18 protein-coding genes and 1 tRNA gene are annotated in these 16,542 nt (G+C 62.5%); 12 read left to right on the forward strand and 7 right to left on the reverse strand.

Annotation, left to right across the window (positions count from 1 at the left end; genetic code table 11):
• Positions 1-206: 206 nt before the first annotated feature.
• A complete protein-coding gene (gene rpoZ, locus EN845_RS04200) occupies positions 207-608 on the reverse strand; it encodes a DNA-directed RNA polymerase subunit omega (RefSeq protein ID WP_127871379.1) in 402 nt (133 codons plus the stop codon).
• Between the two features lie 319 nt (positions 609-927).
• Here rpoZ and EN845_RS04205 point away from each other — a divergent pair, with 319 nt between their 5' ends.
• Positions 928-1,509, forward strand: coding sequence for an NYN domain-containing protein (locus tag EN845_RS04205; protein WP_127276201.1), 582 nt, complete (start codon positions 928-930; stop codon positions 1,507-1,509).
• An 11-nt stretch (positions 1,510-1,520) separates the two neighbouring features.
• A complete protein-coding gene (locus EN845_RS04210) occupies positions 1,521-2,177 on the forward strand; it encodes a uracil-DNA glycosylase (RefSeq protein ID WP_127871378.1) in 657 nt (218 codons plus the stop codon).
• Between the two features lie 33 nt (positions 2,178-2,210).
• Here EN845_RS04210 and EN845_RS04215 read toward each other — a convergent pair whose 3' ends face one another.
• Positions 2,211-2,684 (reverse strand): Lrp/AsnC ligand binding domain-containing protein, encoded by a 474-nt coding sequence (locus EN845_RS04215; RefSeq protein WP_127871508.1) that lies wholly within the window; start codon positions 2,682-2,684, stop codon positions 2,211-2,213.
• Between the two features lie 142 nt (positions 2,685-2,826).
• Here EN845_RS04215 and EN845_RS04220 point away from each other — a divergent pair, with 142 nt between their 5' ends.
• Positions 2,827-3,750, forward strand: coding sequence for a DMT family transporter (locus EN845_RS04220; RefSeq protein ID WP_127871377.1), 924 nt, complete (start codon positions 2,827-2,829; stop codon positions 3,748-3,750).
• 15 nt (positions 3,751-3,765) lie between these two features.
• Here the strand turns inward: EN845_RS04220 and EN845_RS04225 are convergent, their stop codons facing one another.
• From EN845_RS04225 to dapA, 3 genes are all read right to left on the reverse strand, one after another.
• Complete coding sequence (locus tag EN845_RS04225) at positions 3,766-4,476, reverse strand: GH25 family lysozyme (protein ID WP_127871376.1); 711 nt, start codon at positions 4,474-4,476, stop codon at positions 3,766-3,768.
• A gap of 76 nt (positions 4,477-4,552) precedes the next feature.
• Positions 4,553-5,032: an SsrA-binding protein SmpB gene (gene smpB / locus EN845_RS04230; RefSeq protein ID WP_027144197.1), complete on the reverse strand. Its 480-nt coding sequence runs from the start codon at positions 5,030-5,032 to the stop codon at positions 4,553-4,555.
• Positions 5,033-5,057: 25 nt separating this feature from the next.
• A complete protein-coding gene (dapA, locus tag EN845_RS04235; protein WP_127871507.1) occupies positions 5,058-5,939 on the reverse strand; it encodes a 4-hydroxy-tetrahydrodipicolinate synthase in 882 nt (293 codons plus the stop codon).
• A 293-nt stretch (positions 5,940-6,232) separates the two neighbouring features.
• Between dapA and EN845_RS04240 the strand changes: the two genes are divergently transcribed.
• Entirely contained in the window at positions 6,233-8,263 is a 2,031-nt protein-coding gene (locus EN845_RS04240) for a lytic transglycosylase domain-containing protein (protein ID WP_127871375.1), read from the forward strand.
• Between the two features lie 108 nt (positions 8,264-8,371).
• Entirely contained in the window at positions 8,372-9,274 is a 903-nt protein-coding gene (locus EN845_RS04245; protein WP_127871374.1) for an alpha/beta hydrolase, read from the forward strand.
• A gap of 30 nt (positions 9,275-9,304) precedes the next feature.
• Here EN845_RS04245 and EN845_RS04250 read toward each other — a convergent pair.
• A tRNA-Ser gene (locus tag EN845_RS04250) sits at positions 9,305-9,395 on the reverse strand.
• 331 nt (positions 9,396-9,726) lie between these two features.
• Here EN845_RS04250 and EN845_RS04255 point away from each other — a divergent pair.
• A complete protein-coding gene (locus EN845_RS04255) occupies positions 9,727-10,839 on the forward strand; it encodes a pyridoxal phosphate-dependent aminotransferase (protein ID WP_127871373.1) in 1,113 nt (370 codons plus the stop codon).
• Here EN845_RS04255 and EN845_RS04260 read toward each other — a convergent pair.
• Complete coding sequence (locus EN845_RS04260) at positions 10,836-11,363, reverse strand: MarR family winged helix-turn-helix transcriptional regulator (RefSeq protein WP_127871372.1); 528 nt, start codon at positions 11,361-11,363, stop codon at positions 10,836-10,838. The two genes, EN845_RS04255 and EN845_RS04260, sit on opposite strands and share 4 nt — an antisense overlap.
• A 181-nt stretch (positions 11,364-11,544) precedes the next feature.
• On the opposite strand from EN845_RS04260, the gene EN845_RS04265 reads away from it, so the two are divergent.
• The 6 genes from EN845_RS04265 to EN845_RS04290 all read left to right on the forward strand — a co-directional run bounded on the left by EN845_RS04265 (position 11,545) and on the right by EN845_RS04290 (position 16,408).
• On the forward strand, positions 11,545-11,829 hold the full coding sequence (locus EN845_RS04265; protein WP_127278538.1) for an acylphosphatase: 285 nt from the start codon (positions 11,545-11,547) through the stop codon (positions 11,827-11,829).
• Between the two features lie 66 nt (positions 11,830-11,895).
• Positions 11,896-12,549 carry a TetR/AcrR family transcriptional regulator gene (locus tag EN845_RS04270; RefSeq protein WP_127871371.1) on the forward strand — a complete coding sequence of 218 codons (654 nt, stop codon included), beginning with the start codon at positions 11,896-11,898 and terminating at the stop codon, positions 12,547-12,549.
• Complete coding sequence (locus EN845_RS04275) at positions 12,518-13,681, forward strand: isovaleryl-CoA dehydrogenase (RefSeq protein ID WP_127871370.1); 1,164 nt, start codon at positions 12,518-12,520, stop codon at positions 13,679-13,681. The genes EN845_RS04270 and EN845_RS04275 overlap by 32 nt, the downstream gene beginning before the upstream one ends.
• A gap of 1 nt (position 13,682) precedes the next feature.
• Positions 13,683-15,290, forward strand: a complete 1,608-nt coding sequence (locus EN845_RS04280) for a carboxyl transferase domain-containing protein (RefSeq protein WP_127871369.1) — start codon at positions 13,683-13,685, stop codon at positions 15,288-15,290.
• Positions 15,291-15,292: 2 nt separating this feature from the next.
• Positions 15,293-15,823 carry an O-acetyl-ADP-ribose deacetylase gene (locus EN845_RS04285; RefSeq protein WP_127871368.1) on the forward strand — a complete coding sequence of 177 codons (531 nt, stop codon included), beginning with the start codon at positions 15,293-15,295 and terminating at the stop codon, positions 15,821-15,823.
• Positions 15,824-15,943: 120 nt separating this feature from the next.
• Positions 15,944-16,408: a hypothetical protein gene (locus tag EN845_RS04290; protein ID WP_127871367.1), complete on the forward strand. Its 465-nt coding sequence runs from the start codon at positions 15,944-15,946 to the stop codon at positions 16,406-16,408.
• Positions 16,409-16,542: the final 134 nt, after the last annotated feature.

Raw genomic sequence — 16,542 nt, forward strand, 5'->3', positions numbered from 1 at the left:
AAATCTCTCGGCGATGAAATGAATCATGCGCCGCACTGTCGTACGGCGCATGTCCGGTACCAACTGTCGCAAATACCAGATTCATGCATTATGCCAAGTGCGGCCAAAACTGCATCTGGTATTTGCGACAGTTGGTACTCGATAGCCACGAAACTGCCGGGACGGAAGGGCCGGAAGATTGTTCCAGGCGCTTCCGGAGAGCTGTCTTAGTAGTCGTCGCTCTTTTCCGGCGGGACCAGACCTTCGATGCCGGCCAGCAGGTCTTCCTCGGTCATGCGATCGAAGGTGATGTTGTCCTCGGCGTCGTCGGTGTCGGCGGCGGCAACGGCACCGCCAGTCTGGTCGGCGATCACTTCGCCATCGGCTTCGGGCTCGTCGACCTCGACATGCTTCTGCAGCGAATGGATCAGATCTTCCTTGAGATCGTCGGGCGACAGCGTCTCGTCGGCAATCTCGCGCAGCGCAATGACCGGGTTCTTGTCGTTGTCGCGCGGGACGGTGATCTGCGCGCCCTGGCTGATCTGACGGGCGCGGTGGCCGGCCAGAAGCACCAGCTCGAAGCGGTTGTCGACCTTGTCGATGCAATCTTCAACGGTTACGCGGGCCATGGATTGCCCCTTTCATGCCTGGATGTGACGGAAAACAGGCGCGGTCCATAACCCGAACGGCGCCAAAATACAAGCATCATGGCGATGCAGGCCCACAGGGCACTCAATCCCTCCATCAAACTCCGGATTTGGCAAAACCGGCCGCGTCCACGGTTCGGCTCTACGATCACAATTGCTTGCAGTGCGCCAGACGCCCTTGGATTGCCACCAAACTGGCGTTATCTCGGTTGGTCCAAGGTCGGCCGGTTTTTATGAGCCTGACCAATAGTCGATACCGCATTTCGTTTAGACGGCGCTTATTTCGAAAAGGATTATTTCCATGTTCGACCCTCGTGAAAAAATCGCCCTGTTCATCGACGGCGCCAATCTCTACGCCACCTCGCGCGCACTCGGGTTCGACATCGACTATCGCAAGCTTTTGGCGAGCTTCCACAAGCGTGGTTACCTGTTGCGCGCCTATTATTATACCGCGCTGGTGGAGGACCAGGAGTATTCCTCGATCCGGCCGCTGATCGACTGGCTCGACTATAACGGCTTCAAGGTGGTGACCAAGCCGGCCAAGGAATTCACCGACTCGACCGGCCGCCGCAAGATCAAGGGCAACATGGACATCGAGCTCACTGTCGATGCGCTGGAACTCGCCGACGTCGTCGACCACTATGTCATATTCTCCGGAGATGGCGATTTCCGCACGCTGGTCGAGGCGCTGCAACGGCGTGGCCGCAAGGTGTCGATCGTCTCGACCATGGCCTCGCAGCCGCCGATGATCTCGGATGACCTGCGCCGCCAGGCCGACCATTTCATCGACCTGGCGACGCTGAAGAACGAAGTCGGCCGCGATCCCTCCGAGCGGCCCGTAAGGCGGCCCGAACCGGCCGAAGTCGAGGAGGACGACTACTGAGGCCGGTCGACTTGACCGTCCTCTCCGCTTCCGAACCCAGCCGCGACTGCCCACTTTGCCCGCGGTTGCATGACTTCATCGCCGAATGGCGGCAGCGCGAGCCGTCCTGGTTCAATGCGCCAGTGCCGACCTTCCTGCCACCGGGCGGCGAAGACACCGTCCGGCTTCTGATCGTCGGTCTGGCGCCTGGCTTGCGCGGCGCCAACCGCACCGGGCGCCCGTTCACCGGTGACTATGCCGGTGACCTGCTCTATTCGACACTGATTGCCCACGGTTTTGCACGCGGCGAGTTCAGGGCGCGGCTCGATGACGGGCTGGAACTCGTCGGCACGGCCATCACCAACGCGGTGCGCTGCGTGCCGCCGGAGAACAAGCCGGTGGGCGCCGAGATCACCACCTGTCGGACATTTTTGGTGTCGACGATCGCTCGCTTTCCAAACTTGCGCGCCGTGCTGGCCCTGGGATCGATCGCGCACCAGTCGACCGTGCGGGCACTGGGCGGGCGCGTCGCCGCCTATCCGTTCAAACATGGCGGGCAATTGCCCGCCGGCGGCATTACGCTGTTTTCGAGCTATCATTGCTCGCGCTACAACACCAATACAGGCGTGTTGACCGAAGGCATGTTCGTCAGGGTGTTTGGCGACATCGCGGCATTCCTGGAGACCTGAAATATCGGTCTTCGTACGGTCTCCGGTGCCTGCCTACACCGGCAACAGGGCATCCGGTTTCACGTCGCCGATCGACGCATAGGTATGTGTTTCCTTCACGCCCGGCAGCGGCAGGATGACGCGTTTGAGAAAGTCCTGATAGTCGGCCATCTCGGCAATGCGCGCCTTCACAAGATAGTCGAAGCCACCGACGACCATATGGCATTCCAGAACCTCGGGCGCCTTTGCGACCGCCTCGGCGAAACGATCAAAGATATGCGGGGCCGTGTGATCGAGCCGCACCTCGATGAAGACAAGCATGCCTCGGCCAATCTTTACCGGATTGAGCACCGCCCTGACGGCGGTGATGAACCCGTCGCGAAACAGGCGCTTCACGCGCTGGCTGGTGCCGGTCGGCGACAGGCCGACGCGCGCTGCCAGATCAAGCGTGGTGCGGCGTCCATCTTCCTGCAGCAGCCGCAAAAGACTGCGATCGACGGCGTCGAGGTCGCCCGATTCAGGATTCACGTTCAAGCCACCTCATTTGCGTGAACTACACGTCAATTTTCGAAAAACAGCGTATTTTGTCGCGGCCATTTCGACAATAGGCTGCGCTTCATCGCAAGGTCGGGGCTGTCTCCTTCTGGCGGCATGAATATGGTGGCAGAACATGGCGGACGTCCGAGACACGGGAAACACAAGGCTTGCGGTGATCGCCGGCCTCGCCATGATCGCCATCTATGCCGCGCAGTTCGTGGCCGCCCGCTTCAGCCTCAGGGAGCATCTGACGGCCACCGACATGGCCGGCTTGCGCTTTGCCGGTGCCGGCGCGGTGTTCCTGCCGATCGTCTGGAGGCGTGGCCTGGCGACCATGACGGCGCTGGGCTGGCGGCGTGGATTGACGTTGGCGGCGCTGGCCGGATTGCCCTATCCGCTGATCATCAACTGGGGCCTCACTCATGCGCCCGCCGCCCATGCCGCGGCGCTCTGCCCCGCCTCGATCGTCTTCTTCTCGTTCCTATTGTCGCTGTTCAGGGAAAGCGCGTCGCGCCGGCGGATCGTTGGCGTCGCCACGATCATCGCCGGCTTGTTGCTGTTCATAGCGCCGGCGCGCAACGGCGCCGGTGATGTCTTGTTCGGGGATCTGCTGTTTGTCGGATCGGGCGCGATGTTTTCCACATATGCCGTTCTTGTGCAGCGGTGGCGTGTCGAGCCGGTGACGGCGACCGCGAGCGTCGTGCTTTTGTCCTGCCTGCCGCTGCCACTTCTCTATGTCTTTGCGCCAAGCGGCCTCCATGCCGCCGCAGGCGCCGAAATCGCCAGCCAGATCGTCATTCAAGGTCTTCTCGCCGGCGCTGTCGCAATGTTCCTTTACACTTACATTGTCGACCAATTGGGCTCGCAGGCTGCATCGCTGTTCCTGCCGGGTGTGCCGATCGCCACCGTGATGGTCGGCATGGTCGTGCTTGGCGAGACCCCGCTGGCGATCCAATGCGTGGCCATCGCCATCATGGCCGCCGGGATGGGTTATTCGGCGATGGGTCGACGCAGCACCAGGGAAAATCTGGCTGTTCCGGCACCAGCTGGATCGTAAATGGTTTCAGTGGCATCAAGGTATGGGGGCAAGCAGCGCCGCCAACTTCTGCGGCCCGCCCTGCAAAACGTTCAGGTCGACGTCCCCCTCAATGCCGTCCACGCGTCCCCGGTTGTGGTACTGCCAGTAGATCCAGTCACGGCGGTCCGGCTCCATGAGCAGAGAGCGCAGCCAGAGTGGGCGAGCGCTGATTTGCCAGGCATAGGCAGCTTCGGCTTCATCCGTCAGATAGACGATCGCTGGCTTGCCGAAGGCCGCCTCGACGGGCCCAAGGAAAGCCTGCAGTTCGGCGTTCAGTTGCTCGGGCGACGGGCGCTGCGGACAGTTGCCGCCGAACTCGATGTCGACGACCGGCGGCAGCAACGGCTGATCGCGCGGCACCACCGAGATAAAATTCCTGGCCTGGTCGGCGCCCGGACGGCAGAAGGTGAAGAAATGATAGGCGCCGACGGCGAGCCCGGCGGCGCGGGCCTCGCGCAGGTTGCCGGCGAAGGCTTCGTCGACATGGTCGCCGCCCTCAGTCGCCTTGATGACGGCGAAAGCCACATCATCGGCGGCAACGCGCCGCCAGTCGATCTTGCCCTGATGATGGGAGACGTCGATGCCCCTGACCGGATATCTGCCGCGGTCGGGAGAATAGGTGTGGAAATAGACCAAGGCCCCCGCCGCAACGATACATGCCAGGGCAAGACTGGCGAGGCCCCAGAGAACAATCCGCTTCTTCAAGACCATCCCCTGTTGGGCTTGCCGATTGTTAGACCTTGAAGCCCCGGCTGTTGGCTTTTTTCAGGCTGTCACCTGATCACCCGCGTTCCTTGAGCAGCCGGCCCTTTTCGCGCGACCAGTCGCGTTGCTTCTCGGTCTCGCGCTTGTCATGCAGCTTCTTGCCGCGGCCAACGGCAAGCAGCAGCTTGGCGCGCCCCTGATCGTTGAAATAGATTTTTAGCGGCACCAGCGTCATCCCTTCACGGTCGACGCTCTGCGACAGTTTTGCCATCTCGCGCTTGTTGAGCAGCAGCTTGCGGCGCCGGCGCGGTTCGTGGTTGAAGCGGTTGGCCTGCAGGTATTCAGGCAGATAGGAATTGATCAGCCAGATCTCGCCGCCTTCTACCGAGGCATAACTGTCCTGGATGTTGGCCTGGCCCTGGCGCAACGATTTGACCTCGGTGCCAGTCAGCACCAAGCCGGTCTCGATCGTGTCGAGCACCTCATAGGAAAACCGCGCCTTGCGGTTTTCCGCAACGGTCTTGTTGTTGGGATCGGCTTTTCTGACTTGATTCATGATGTGGAGAGGTGGCGCCTCATCCTCAATTAATCAAGCCGGCGTGCTTCATGGCCGCATCGATCTTTTCGGCCGTCGACTGCTCGATGGTGACCAGCGGCGAACGCAGCACGTTCTCGACCTTGCCCAGCTTCGACAGCGCGTATTTGGCGCCGGAGACGCCGGGCTCTATGAAGATCGCCTTGTGCAGCGGCAAGAGGCGGTCCTGCAGTTCGAGCGCCTTGGCGCTGTCGCCGGACAACGTTGCTTCCTGGAATTCGGCGCACAGCCTCGGCGCGACATTCGAGGTCACCGAAATACAGCCGACGCCGCCATGCGCGTTGAAGCCGAGTGCCGAGGCATCCTCGCCGGAAAGCTGGATGAAATCCTTGCCGCAGGTCATGCGCTGCTCGGACACCCGCTCGACCTTGCCGGTCGCGTCCTTGACGCCGACGATGTTCTTGAAGTCATGCACCAGCCGGCCCATCGTCTCCGGCGTCATGTCGATCACCGAGCGCGGCGGGATATTGTAGATGATGATCGGCAGCTTGGTCGCCCGGGCGACGGCGGCGAAATGCTCGTAGAGACCGCGCTGTGTCGGCTTGTTGTAGTAGGGCGTGACGACCAGGGCCGCATCGGCACCCGCCTTTTCGGCATACTGTACAAGCCCAACAGCTTCCTCGGTGTTGTTGGAACCGGCGCCGGCGACGACAGGCGCCCTGCCCCTGGCCACCTCGATGCAGACCTTGACGACGTGGCGGTGCTCGTCATGCGACAGCGTCGGCGACTCGCCGGTGGTGCCTACCGGAACGAGGCCCGTGGTGCCTTCCCCAAGCTGCCATTCGACGAACGCGCGAAAGGCTTTCTCGTCGAAACGCCCGCTCTTTTCGAACGGTGTCACGAGCGCAGTAAGCGAGCCTCTCAGCATGTCGTCCAACTCCTTGGGACTTCCAGGTTCATGCATGTCGTCGTCCCAAAAGCGGTTGCCGGTTTTGGGCGACATGCATCGGTGTTTTGTCGTGCGCGCCTTCTAACCGAAAGCGAAGCCGCGCACCATAGTCTCGACATTGTTGCGCGGCAAGCATTGCCATGGTGCCAGCAAGCGTTATTCGAACGGCCTCGATAACCCTTTGTTTACGAGCCCTTCACGACCTAAGTCTAGGCTTCGAGGCTTCTTCGCCTGCTGGTAAAATGCTGGACTAAGGAAAGACACGAAGGATCATGCCGACCGGTCGGCCCCGCCTGTTCGCGCTTCTTGGCGCCATCGCCGCGCTGATGCCCGGCGTGGCGATCTGTGGCAGCGCCGATGTGCGGGTCACTTCGGCCATTCCGATGCCTGGCGTACAGGACAAGGCGCAACAGGCCCCCACCCCCGGCGTCGCGCTCTTGAAAAGCGGCCTGGATGCGCTGGCAGCTGGCGATATTCCCGGCGCGCGCGGTGTGCGCGATGCCCTCCCCGCACAATCGCTCGACCAGCACATATTGGCCTGGGCGATCGCGCTCTACGGGGGCGACAAGGTTCCGAGTGGCGATATCGCGGCGGCCGCGAAGATGCTGCCCAATTGGCCAGGCACCGTTGCATTGCGCAAGAACAGCGAGCGCGCGCTCTATCGCGAGAACCCGGCGGCGGACATCGTCATCAAGGCTTTCGACGGCAGCCAGCCGCAGACATTCGAAGGCGTGATGGTTCTCGCGCGCGCCTATGTGTCGTCCGGCAACGCCAAGGCGGCGCGATCGGCGTTGTCGCCGTTCTGGCGCACCGCGATCCTGGACGCCAAGGACGAGGCGGCTCTGATCAAGGAGTTCGGCGCCCTTGTTCCCGCCGCCGATCACCGTTTTCGCATGGAGCGCATGTTCTATGCCGACCGGGTGAATTCCGCCTTGCGTGTCGCCGGCCTCGCCGGCGCCCAGCAGCTTGCCGACGCCTGGGTGGCGGCCGACAGAGGCGACAAGAATGCAGCCAAACTGCTCAAGGCGGTGCCGGTGGCGCAGCGTTCGGCCGGCTATTTCTTCGCGCAGGCCGAATATCTGCGCAAGCAGGAGGATTTTGCGGGCGCCGCGGCGGTTGTCATGAAAGCGCCGGCGGACCGTGAATCCTTGGTCGATCCGGACGCCTGGTGGGTCGAACGCCGGGTGCTGTCGCGCGAACTGGTCGACCAGGGCGACATGAAGACCGCGTACAAGATAGTCGCCACGCATGCCGCCGAAAGCGCGGCCAATGCGGCGGAAGCTGAGTTCCATGCCGGCTGGTATGCGCTGCGCGGACTGAACGATCCCAAGCTCGCGGCGATGCACTTCGCGCGCATCGCCGACCTAGCCCAGGGGCCGATGACCCTGTCGCGCGCCTATTACTGGCTCGGCCGCGCGGCGGAAGTCGGCGGCCCCGGCAATGCCAAGGATTATTTTGGACGTGCGGCGACCTACGGCACGACGTTCTACGGCCAGCTAGCCGCCGAACGCGTCGGCCGGCAGGCGCTCAACATCGTCTATCCCCAGCCAAGTGCCGCCGACCGGCAGAACTTTGCCGGCCGCGAGGCCGTCTCCGCCATCAAGCGCCTGCAGGAGGCAGGCTACGACCGTTATGCCGAAACGCTCTATCGCGACCTTGCCGGGCAGTTGACCAGCCCGGGTGAACTGGCGCTGCTCGCTGTCCTTGCGGAAAAGCAGAACAACCATTTCATGGCGCTGAAAGTTGGCAAGATCGCCGGGGCGCGCGGCATCGATGTCGGTGCGTTGTCGCATCCGCTCGGCGTCATCCCCGATTCGGCCAATATTTCCGGTTCGGGCAAGGCGCTGGCCTATGCGATCGCCCGCCAGGAAAGCGAATTCAACGTCGGTGCCGTATCCAGTGCCGGCGCGCGCGGCCTGCTGCAGCTGATGCCGGGAACCGCCAAGCAATTGGCGAAGAAGGCCGGATTGCAGTTTTCGCAGACCAGGCTGACAAGCGACGCCGGCTACAATGCAACGCTTGGTTCGGCGTTCCTTGGCGAACAGCTCGATCGCTTCAACGGCTCGTACGTATTGACCTTCGCGGGCTACAATGCGGGCCCCGCCCGGGCCAGCCAGTGGGTGGCGAAATACGGCGACCCGCGCGGCAAGGACATCGATGCGGTGGTGGACTGGGTCGAGCGGATTCCCTACACGGAAACAAGAAGTTACGTGCAGCGCGTGATGGAGAATTACGAGGTCTACAAGATGCGTATTTCCGGCAAGTACGACATTGTAGGCGATCTCGTGAATGGGCGCAGCTGAGGCTCTTGCTCTCCCCGTGCGAGGAGAAGGAGGAGCCTTTCCCGTTTGACCCTCCAGCGCTCCGTCTATAGCAGTCGTGGACGATCTCGCGGCCAAGGCGTCCGTTCCATGTCGAGCAATCCAGATTTCTCCGACTTCTTCTATGCCGCGCCAGATGGGCTGAGGCTTCACGCGCGTGTCTATGGCGAAGCGAGTTCCGCCCATTGGCCGGTCGTCTGTCTGCCTGGCCTGACGCGCAACGCGCGGGATTTTCACGAGCTTGCGCTCTATCTCTCAACGCGATCCGCCCTTGCGCGCAAGGTTGTCGCTTTCGACTACCGCGGACGCGGGCAGTCGGCCTACGATCCCGATGTCAGTCACTACAATGTCGGCATCGAAGCCGGCGACGTTCTTGCCGGGCTGGCCGCACTCGGTATCGAACAGGCGGCCTTCATCGGCACCTCGCGCGGCGGGCTGGTGATCCATGTCCTTGGCGCGATGCAGCCGGCGGTACTGAAAGCCATCGTGCTCAACGACATAGGGCCAGTGATCGAAGCCGCCGGCCTCGCTCACATCCAGTCCTATCTCGAACGCACGCCAAAGCCGAAAACCTTCACCGAGGCGGTGGATGCCCAGCGCAATGTTCATAGCCAGGACTTTCCAGCGCTTGCTGAGGGCGACTGGGAGCGAATGGTGCGCGCGCTCTATCGCGAGACGAATCAAGGGCTGCTGCCCGATTTCGATTCGAAGCTGGTCGACACTGTTGCCAATCTCGACCTGTCACAGCCATTGCCGCCTCTTTGGCAGCAATTCGATGCGTTGGCGGCCATTCCGCTGCTCGTCATACGCGGCGCCAATTCAAGGCTATTGTCCCAGGAAACGCTGGAGGAGATGCGAAAGCGTCATCCTCCCGGCACCAGGACAATCACCGTACCGGATCAGGGCCACGCACCCTTCCTGGAGACCGGTAACCTGCCCAATGAGATCGCGCTCTTTCTGGATCAAGCAGAGGCGCAGAAAAATCCGGGGTAAGCCCCGAGAGCAACCAAGGTCTTGGGGTCATGGCGGAGAGGATGGGATTCGAACCCACGAGAAGCTTTTGACCTCTACTCCCTTAGCAGGGGAGCGCCTTCGACCACTCGGCCACCTCTCCGTTGTGCCGGTGGATAAAGAAAAGCGGCGGCACAATCAACAAGCCCGCGTCATTAATATGGAAAAATAAGAGCGTACCGGACCGCGGCTTTGCGCGATGCGGGGATTCTGCGGCAATTCCTGGCTGGTAGAACTGGCCGCGGGTTGCGCTTTGGTGCAGATCGAGCGTTGAATTGCCTGGACTAGATGGGGGGCAATCGCGTGTTCATCCTGCCTCGCTGGCAAATACCGCCGGCAGAATCCAGTAAGGCCACCGGATCGGTCGATCCTGACCTTGCACCGTCCCAAGCGGCACGTTAGCAAGAAGGCCCCCTTCCAAGCGAGCTTTCGACATGCCTCAGCGCCCTGCCCTCTCACCACTCATCGCCGCGCTTCCGTCGACCGTGCCGTTTGTCGGCCCCGAAGCGCAGGAGCGTGAACGCGGGCGCGCTTTCCGTGCCCGCATCGGCGCCAATGAGAGCAGCTTTGGCCCCTCGCCGCGCGTGATCGCCCGCATGGAGAGTGTCGCGCGCGACCAGTGGATGTATTGCGACCCGGACAATTACGACCTTAAAGTTGCGGCGGCCGCGCATCACAATGTGGCTGTCGAGAACGTCGTTGTCGGCGAAGGCATCGACGGCCTGCTCAGCCTGGTGGCGCGCATGTATGTGGCGCCTGGCGATGCGGTGGTCACCTCGCTCGGCGCCTATCCTACCTTCAACTTCCACATTGCCGGTGTCGGCGGCCGGCTGGTGAGCGTCCCATACGAGAACGATCGCGAAAGCCTGGACGGTCTGCTCGCGGCGGTCGTCAGGGAAAAGGCGCCGCTGGTCTATCTGTCCAACCCGGACAATCCGATGGGCAGTTGGTGGGAGGCCGACGAGATCATCGGCTTCATACAAGCCCTGCCGGAAACCACCATGCTGGTGCTCGACGAGGCCTATGGCGAGCTGGGACCGGCCTCGGCCCTGCCGCCGATCGATATTTCGCGGCCAAACGTCATCCGCATGCGAACCTTTTCGAAGGCCTACGGACTTGCCGGCATACGGTGCGGCTATGCGTTGGCCGAGAGGCTGGTGATCAGCGACTTCGAGAAGATCCGCAACCACTATGGCGTCAGCCGCATGGCGCAGATCGCCGGCGTCGAGGCGCTCGCCGACCAGGCCTATCTCGAGACGGTGGTGGCCCGGGTGGCCGCCGGACGGCGGCGCATCGCTGATATCGCCGAACAGAACGGGTTGAAGCCGCTCGCCTCGGCGACCAATTTCGTCACCATCGACTGCGGCCATGACGGTGCTTTCGCCCTGAAAGTGCTGCAGGGACTGTTGTCGCGCGACGTCTTCATCCGCAAGCCGGTGGCGCCAGGACTAGACCGCTGCATCCGCGTCAGTGTCGGTCTCGACCACGAATTGGATATCTTCGCCGAGGAATTGCCGGGTGCATTGGCGGCGGCGCGGGGAAACTAGGGCACTTCCGGGCGCTCAGGAGCCATCGCTACGCCGAGCAGATGCCTGGCACGCGTCAGCACATCCGACAGTTCCGCGGCTTCCTTGTCATTCAGGCTCGCGGTCAGGCGGGCGAGATCACGATCCGTAGCCGCATGAAGTGCGGCAAGCGCGGCCTGGCCGCGCGCGGAAAGCGAAAGAACGCGCGATCGTAGCGGCGCGGGACCGGTGCACATTTCAGTCAGGCCGGCGGCAGAGAATTTGCGAAGGATTCTAGTGACATAGGCAGGATCCACCTGAAGGCCCCGAGCGATTGCGGAGGCCACCGGTTCGAGATCGAGCCGAAGCGCTCGGGCCAGAAAGCCTGTCTTGCCGCCAGGATTGGTGGGGCAATCGCGGGGGTGATGACCGAGCTCGAACAGCACCCGCGCCTCGGTCAGCGTATAGGCACTGTGCATCAACGTCTCGTCGAGCAACCCTATCAGCCCGGTATAGAACCGGTTGAAGCGGCGGATATCGCCGACCAAGGCATTGCGATCGCTCATGCCAGAAGCCTCCGGGAAATTTCCAGACCGCAGGGATGATGGCCAGAAAATTGACCCAGTCAACCATTTACTGGATCAAGTCACTTATTTCCGCAAAAACTCCCGGTCTTCGATTGGATAGTACCTCAAGCCAGTTGCCTTCGTTCGGTGCCGCGCCAGACTCTACGCAAGGGAGTGAGCCATGAAAGACCGGAAGAGGGCGGTTCAGGCGCGCATATACGGCAAGGTTCAAGGTGTCGGCTACAGGATCTGGGCGCGAGGCGAAGCGACAAGGTTCGGGCTGCTGGGCTGGGTGCGCAACGAGAGAGACGGCTCGGTGACGGCATGGCTTACCGGCGCCGACGCGGCGGTTGCGGACATGATCGAGCGGCTACGGCAAGGCCCGCTGGGAGCGGCGGTCTCGCGGATCGATGTGGAAGAGCTGGAGAGTTGGACCACGCCTGGAGATTTCAGGATCATTGCGTAGGAGCATTTCGCTCTCTTGAATTAATTGAACGTTCGTTTTATTACTACCGCCGTCAGCGAGGCGATGATGGCACGCACCACAGGATCAGACGGCGGGCGAACCGAGGCGGCAATCCGCGAAGCGGCGGTCAGCCTGATAGCGCGCTACGGCTATCAAGCGATGTCGATGCGCCAGTTGGCCGCCGAGGTCGGCGTCCAGGCAGCCGCGCTCTATCGCTATTTCCCGACCAAGGAAGAGCTGCTGTTCACACTGATGCGCGAGCATATGCAAGGACTTCGCGAAGCCTGGGAGCACTCCAGGCCGGCCGGCGCGGATCCGGCGCGGCAGCTTGCCGCCTATGTGCGCAACCACATCGCCTTTCATATCGAACGCCGCCACGCCACGCATGTGTCGAACATGGAATTGCGCAGCCTGTCGCCCGGCAGGCTGACGCAGATCCTGCGCATGCGCACGGCCTACGAAAAGGAACTGCGTTCGATCCTGCGCGATGGCGCCGAGGCGGGTATTTTCAGCGTCGAGGACACCGGCCTGACGGCCATGGCGCTGATCCAGATGATGACCGGCGTCATTGTCTGGTTCCGGCCGGGCGAGCGATTGTCGATCGCTGAAGTCACGGCAACATATCTTTCGATGACAATGCGCCTGGTCGGCGCGAAGATCGATGGGGTCATGCGGCAGGAGGAACGGCATGTACACGAACACGCTCAGCTTCGGGCATGACGAGGACGTCGAGGCGTTGCGCGACCTGGTCCGGCGCTTCGCGCAGGACAGGATCGCTCCGCTCGCAGCCGACATCGACCGGGAGAACGAATTCCCCGCGCATCTGTGGCGCGAACTCGGCGCGCTCGGCCTGCTCGGCATTACCGCCGATCCCGATTTCGGCGGCAGCGGCATGGGCTATCTCGCCCACGTGATCGCGGTCGAGGAGATTTCGCGCGCCTCGGCATCGGTCGGCCTCTCCTATGGCGCCCACTCCAATCTCTGCGTCAACCAGATCAACCGTTGGGCAACACCGGCACAGAAGGAAAAATACCTGCCGCCGCTGTGTTCGGGCGAGCATGTCGGGGCGCTCGCCATGTCGGAGCCCGGCGCCGGCTCCGACGTGGTGTCGCTCAAGCTGCGCGCAGACAAGCGCAATGACCGTTATGTGCTCAACGGCACCAAGATGTGGATCACCAACGGTCCGGACGCCGAAACGCTGGTCGTCTACGCCAAGACCGACCCGGAACGGCAATCGCGCGGCATCAGCGCCTTCATCGTCGAAAAGGCGATGCCGGGGTTTTCGGTGGCGCAGAAGCTCGACAAGCTCGGCATGCGAGGCTCCAACACCGGCGAACTGGTCTTTTCGGATGTCGAGGTACCGTTCGACAATGTGCTGCACGAGGAAGGACGCGGCGTCGAGGTGCTGATGTCTGGCCTCGACTATGAGCGCACCGTGCTTGCCGGCGGGCCGATCGGCCTGATGGCGGCGTGCCTCGACGTGGCGATCCCCTATGTTCACGAGCGCAAGCAGTTCGGCCAGCCGATCGGGGAATTCCAGCTCGTGCAAGGCAAGCTTGCCGACATGTATACGGCGATGAACGCAGCGCGCGCCTACGTCTACGCCGTCGCCGCCGCCTGCGACCGCGGCCAGACCAGCCGTAAGGATGCCGCCGGCTGCGTGCTGTTTGCCGCCGAGAAAGCGACGCAGATGGCGCTCGACGCCATCCAGCTGCTTGGCGGCAACGGCTATATCAACGACTATCCGACCGGCCGGCTGCTGCGCGACGCCAAGCTCTACGAGATCGGGGCCGGCACCAGCGAAATCCGCCGCTGGCTGATCGGCCGCGAAATCATGGCGGAGGGAGCGTAGCATGGCCACGCTGCAAACCCAGATTTCTCCTTCCTCCGAAACCTTCCGTGCCAATGCCGAGCGCATGCGGGCTCTGGTTGCCGACATCGCCGAAAAGGCCACGGCCGTCGAGCGGGGCGGCTCGGACGAGGCACGCGAGCGCCATGTCGGCCGTGGCAAGCTGTTGCCGCGCGAACGCCTGGCGCAATTGCTGGACACCGGTTCGCCTTTCCTCGAGATCGGCCAGTTCGCCGCCTGGTCGATGTATGGCGAGGAGATTTCGTCGGCCGGCCTGATCGCCGGCATCGGCCGTGTCGAGGGCACCGAGGTGATGGTCGTCGTCAACGACGCCACCGTGAAGGGCGGCACCTATTATCCGCTGACGGTGAAGAAGCATCTGCGGGCGCAGGAGATCGCGCTGCAAAACAACCTGCCTTGCGTCTATCTGGTCGACAGCGGCGGCGCCAATCTGCCCAACCAGGACGAGGTCTTTCCCGACCGCGAGCATTTCGGCCGCATCTTCTACAACCAGGCCAACATGTCGGCGGCCGGCATCCCGCAGATCGCCTGCGTCATGGGTTCCTGCACCGCCGGCGGCGCCTATGTGCCGGCGATGTCGGACGAGACGATCATGGTGCGCAACCAGGCGACCATCTTCCTCGGCGGACCGCCGCTGGTGAAGGCGGCCACCGGCGAGGATGTCAGCGCCGAGGATCTGGGCGGCGCTGATGTGCACACCCGGCTTTCCGGTGTCGCCGATCACTATGCACTGGACGACGAACACGCGCTCGCCATTTGCCGGCGCATAATCAAGAACCTGAATCGGAACAAGGCTGTAAGCCTGAAGTTACAGAAAGCGATTCCGCCGCTTCATCCGGCGGATGAGCTCTACGGCATCGTCCCGACCGATCTGCGCCAGCCCTATGACGTGCGCGAGGTGATCGCGCGCGTCGTCGACGGTTCAGAATTCGATGAGTTCAAGCAGAACTACGGCACGACGCTGATCACCGGCTTTGCCCATCTCCACGGCATGCCGGTCGGCATCATCGCCAACAATGGCGTGCTGTTTTCCGAGAGCGCGCTGAAGGGCGCGCACTTCATCGAATTGTGCTGCCAGCGCAAGATCCCGCTGGTTTTCCTGCAGAACATCACCGGCTTCATGGTCGGCAGGAAATACGAGGCGGGCGGCATCGCCAAGGACGGCGCCAAGCTGGTGATGGCGGTTGCGACCGCCAGGGTGCCCAAGGTGACCGTCATCGTCGGCGGTTCGTTCGGGGCCGGCAATTACGGCATGTGCGGCCGCGCCTACTCACCTCGCTTCCTGTGGATGTGGCCCAACGCCCGCATCTCGGTGATGGGCGGCGAGCAGGCGGCGACGGTGCTAGCCATGGTCAAGCGCGAAGGCATCGAGCGCAAGGGCGGGGAATGGACCGCCGAGGAGGAGGCGAAATTCAAGAAGCCGATCCTGATGAAGTACGAGCATGAAGGCCACCCGCTCTATTCCTCGGCAAGGCTCTGGGATGACGGTATCATCGATCCGGCCCGGACACGCGAGGTGCTGGCGCTCAGCCTGTCGGCCGCGCTCAACGCCGAGATCGAGGAGACACGCTTCGGTGTGTTCAGGATGTGATGATGAGCGCCACGGGCGACCGGATCAGCGTTCACACCGGCGACATCACCAAGCTGGCGGTCGATGCCATCGTCAACGCCGCCAACTCCTCGCTGCTCGGTGGCGGCGGGGTCGACGGAGCCATTCACCGCGCCGCCGGGCCGGAACTCGAATTCGAATGTCGCATGCTCAATGGCTGCAAGACGGGCGATGCAAAGCTGACCAAGGGTTATCGGCTGCCGGCCCGCCATATCATCCATACGGTCGGGCCGGTTTGGCAGGGTGGCGGCAAGGGTGAGGCAGAACTGCTCGCCTCCTGCTACCAGCGCTCGCTCGAAATCGCTTTTGCCAATGACTGCCGGACAATTGCCTTTCCAGCAATCTCGACTGGTGTCTACCGGTATCCAAAGGCTGAAGCGACTGCGATCGCGGTCCGAACGGTCGGCAGCTTCCTTGCACGGAACACATCGCCGGAAACCGTTACTTTCTGCTGCTTCGATGAGCCGACTTCAGAACTATACCGAAGAGCCATTGCTGCTCTGGGGGAACGTTGAACTGTATGGACCAATCGATTCATCATCATAGCCAAATGAAAATTTCTACCGGCGAACTGGCGGCGGCACCGAATGTTCGCTATTGCTCACACTGGGTTGGGCAATTGGGCTGGGGTGAAAATGGTTCGGAAATATTGTCGCAAGTCGGCAGCGTCGATACTTGCAGGATTACTAATGTTCTCGGCGACTGGCATGAGCAGGGCCAAATCGCTTGCAGGCAGGAAAGACCACGTTCGTTTCCCGGTGCTGACCGGACTGCTTGTCGTAACGACAGTCGCCGCCGCGACGGCGGGTTCACTGGCGGGAAGCAAGGGAGACGTGCATTTTCCACCGACCATGGGCTCGGATCCGAAGAGCGAATGCAACGTGGCGTACAAAGCCTATATCGCGGCGGGCGGTCATTCGGCCTACGCCACGACCTTTTATTCGCGCGTTGTCGACCTCTACATCATCTGCGGGACGAAGCTCAACGCGCCGTCCCAGAAGGCCGCGGAAGAAATGGCGCTGCGCAACTGCCAGGCCGGCTTGACACGGTGGAAGCTCAAGACCGCGAGCGGCGGCTGCGCCATCTCGGCGTCGAAGTAGGCAGGGCCGAACGCCAGCTGGAGCACTCCCTTGGTAAGGGAGAGGTCGAGGGAACGTCTGCCAGCATAGGTCGGCAGGACAGCGTGCCTCTCGTGGGGGATATGTCCACTGAGGCGAGCGCGAAGCAAGGCCTG

The organism is Mesorhizobium sp. M8A.F.Ca.ET.202.01.1.1 (assembly GCF_004791595.1).
Taxonomy (GTDB): Bacteria; Pseudomonadota; Alphaproteobacteria; order Rhizobiales; family Rhizobiaceae; genus Mesorhizobium.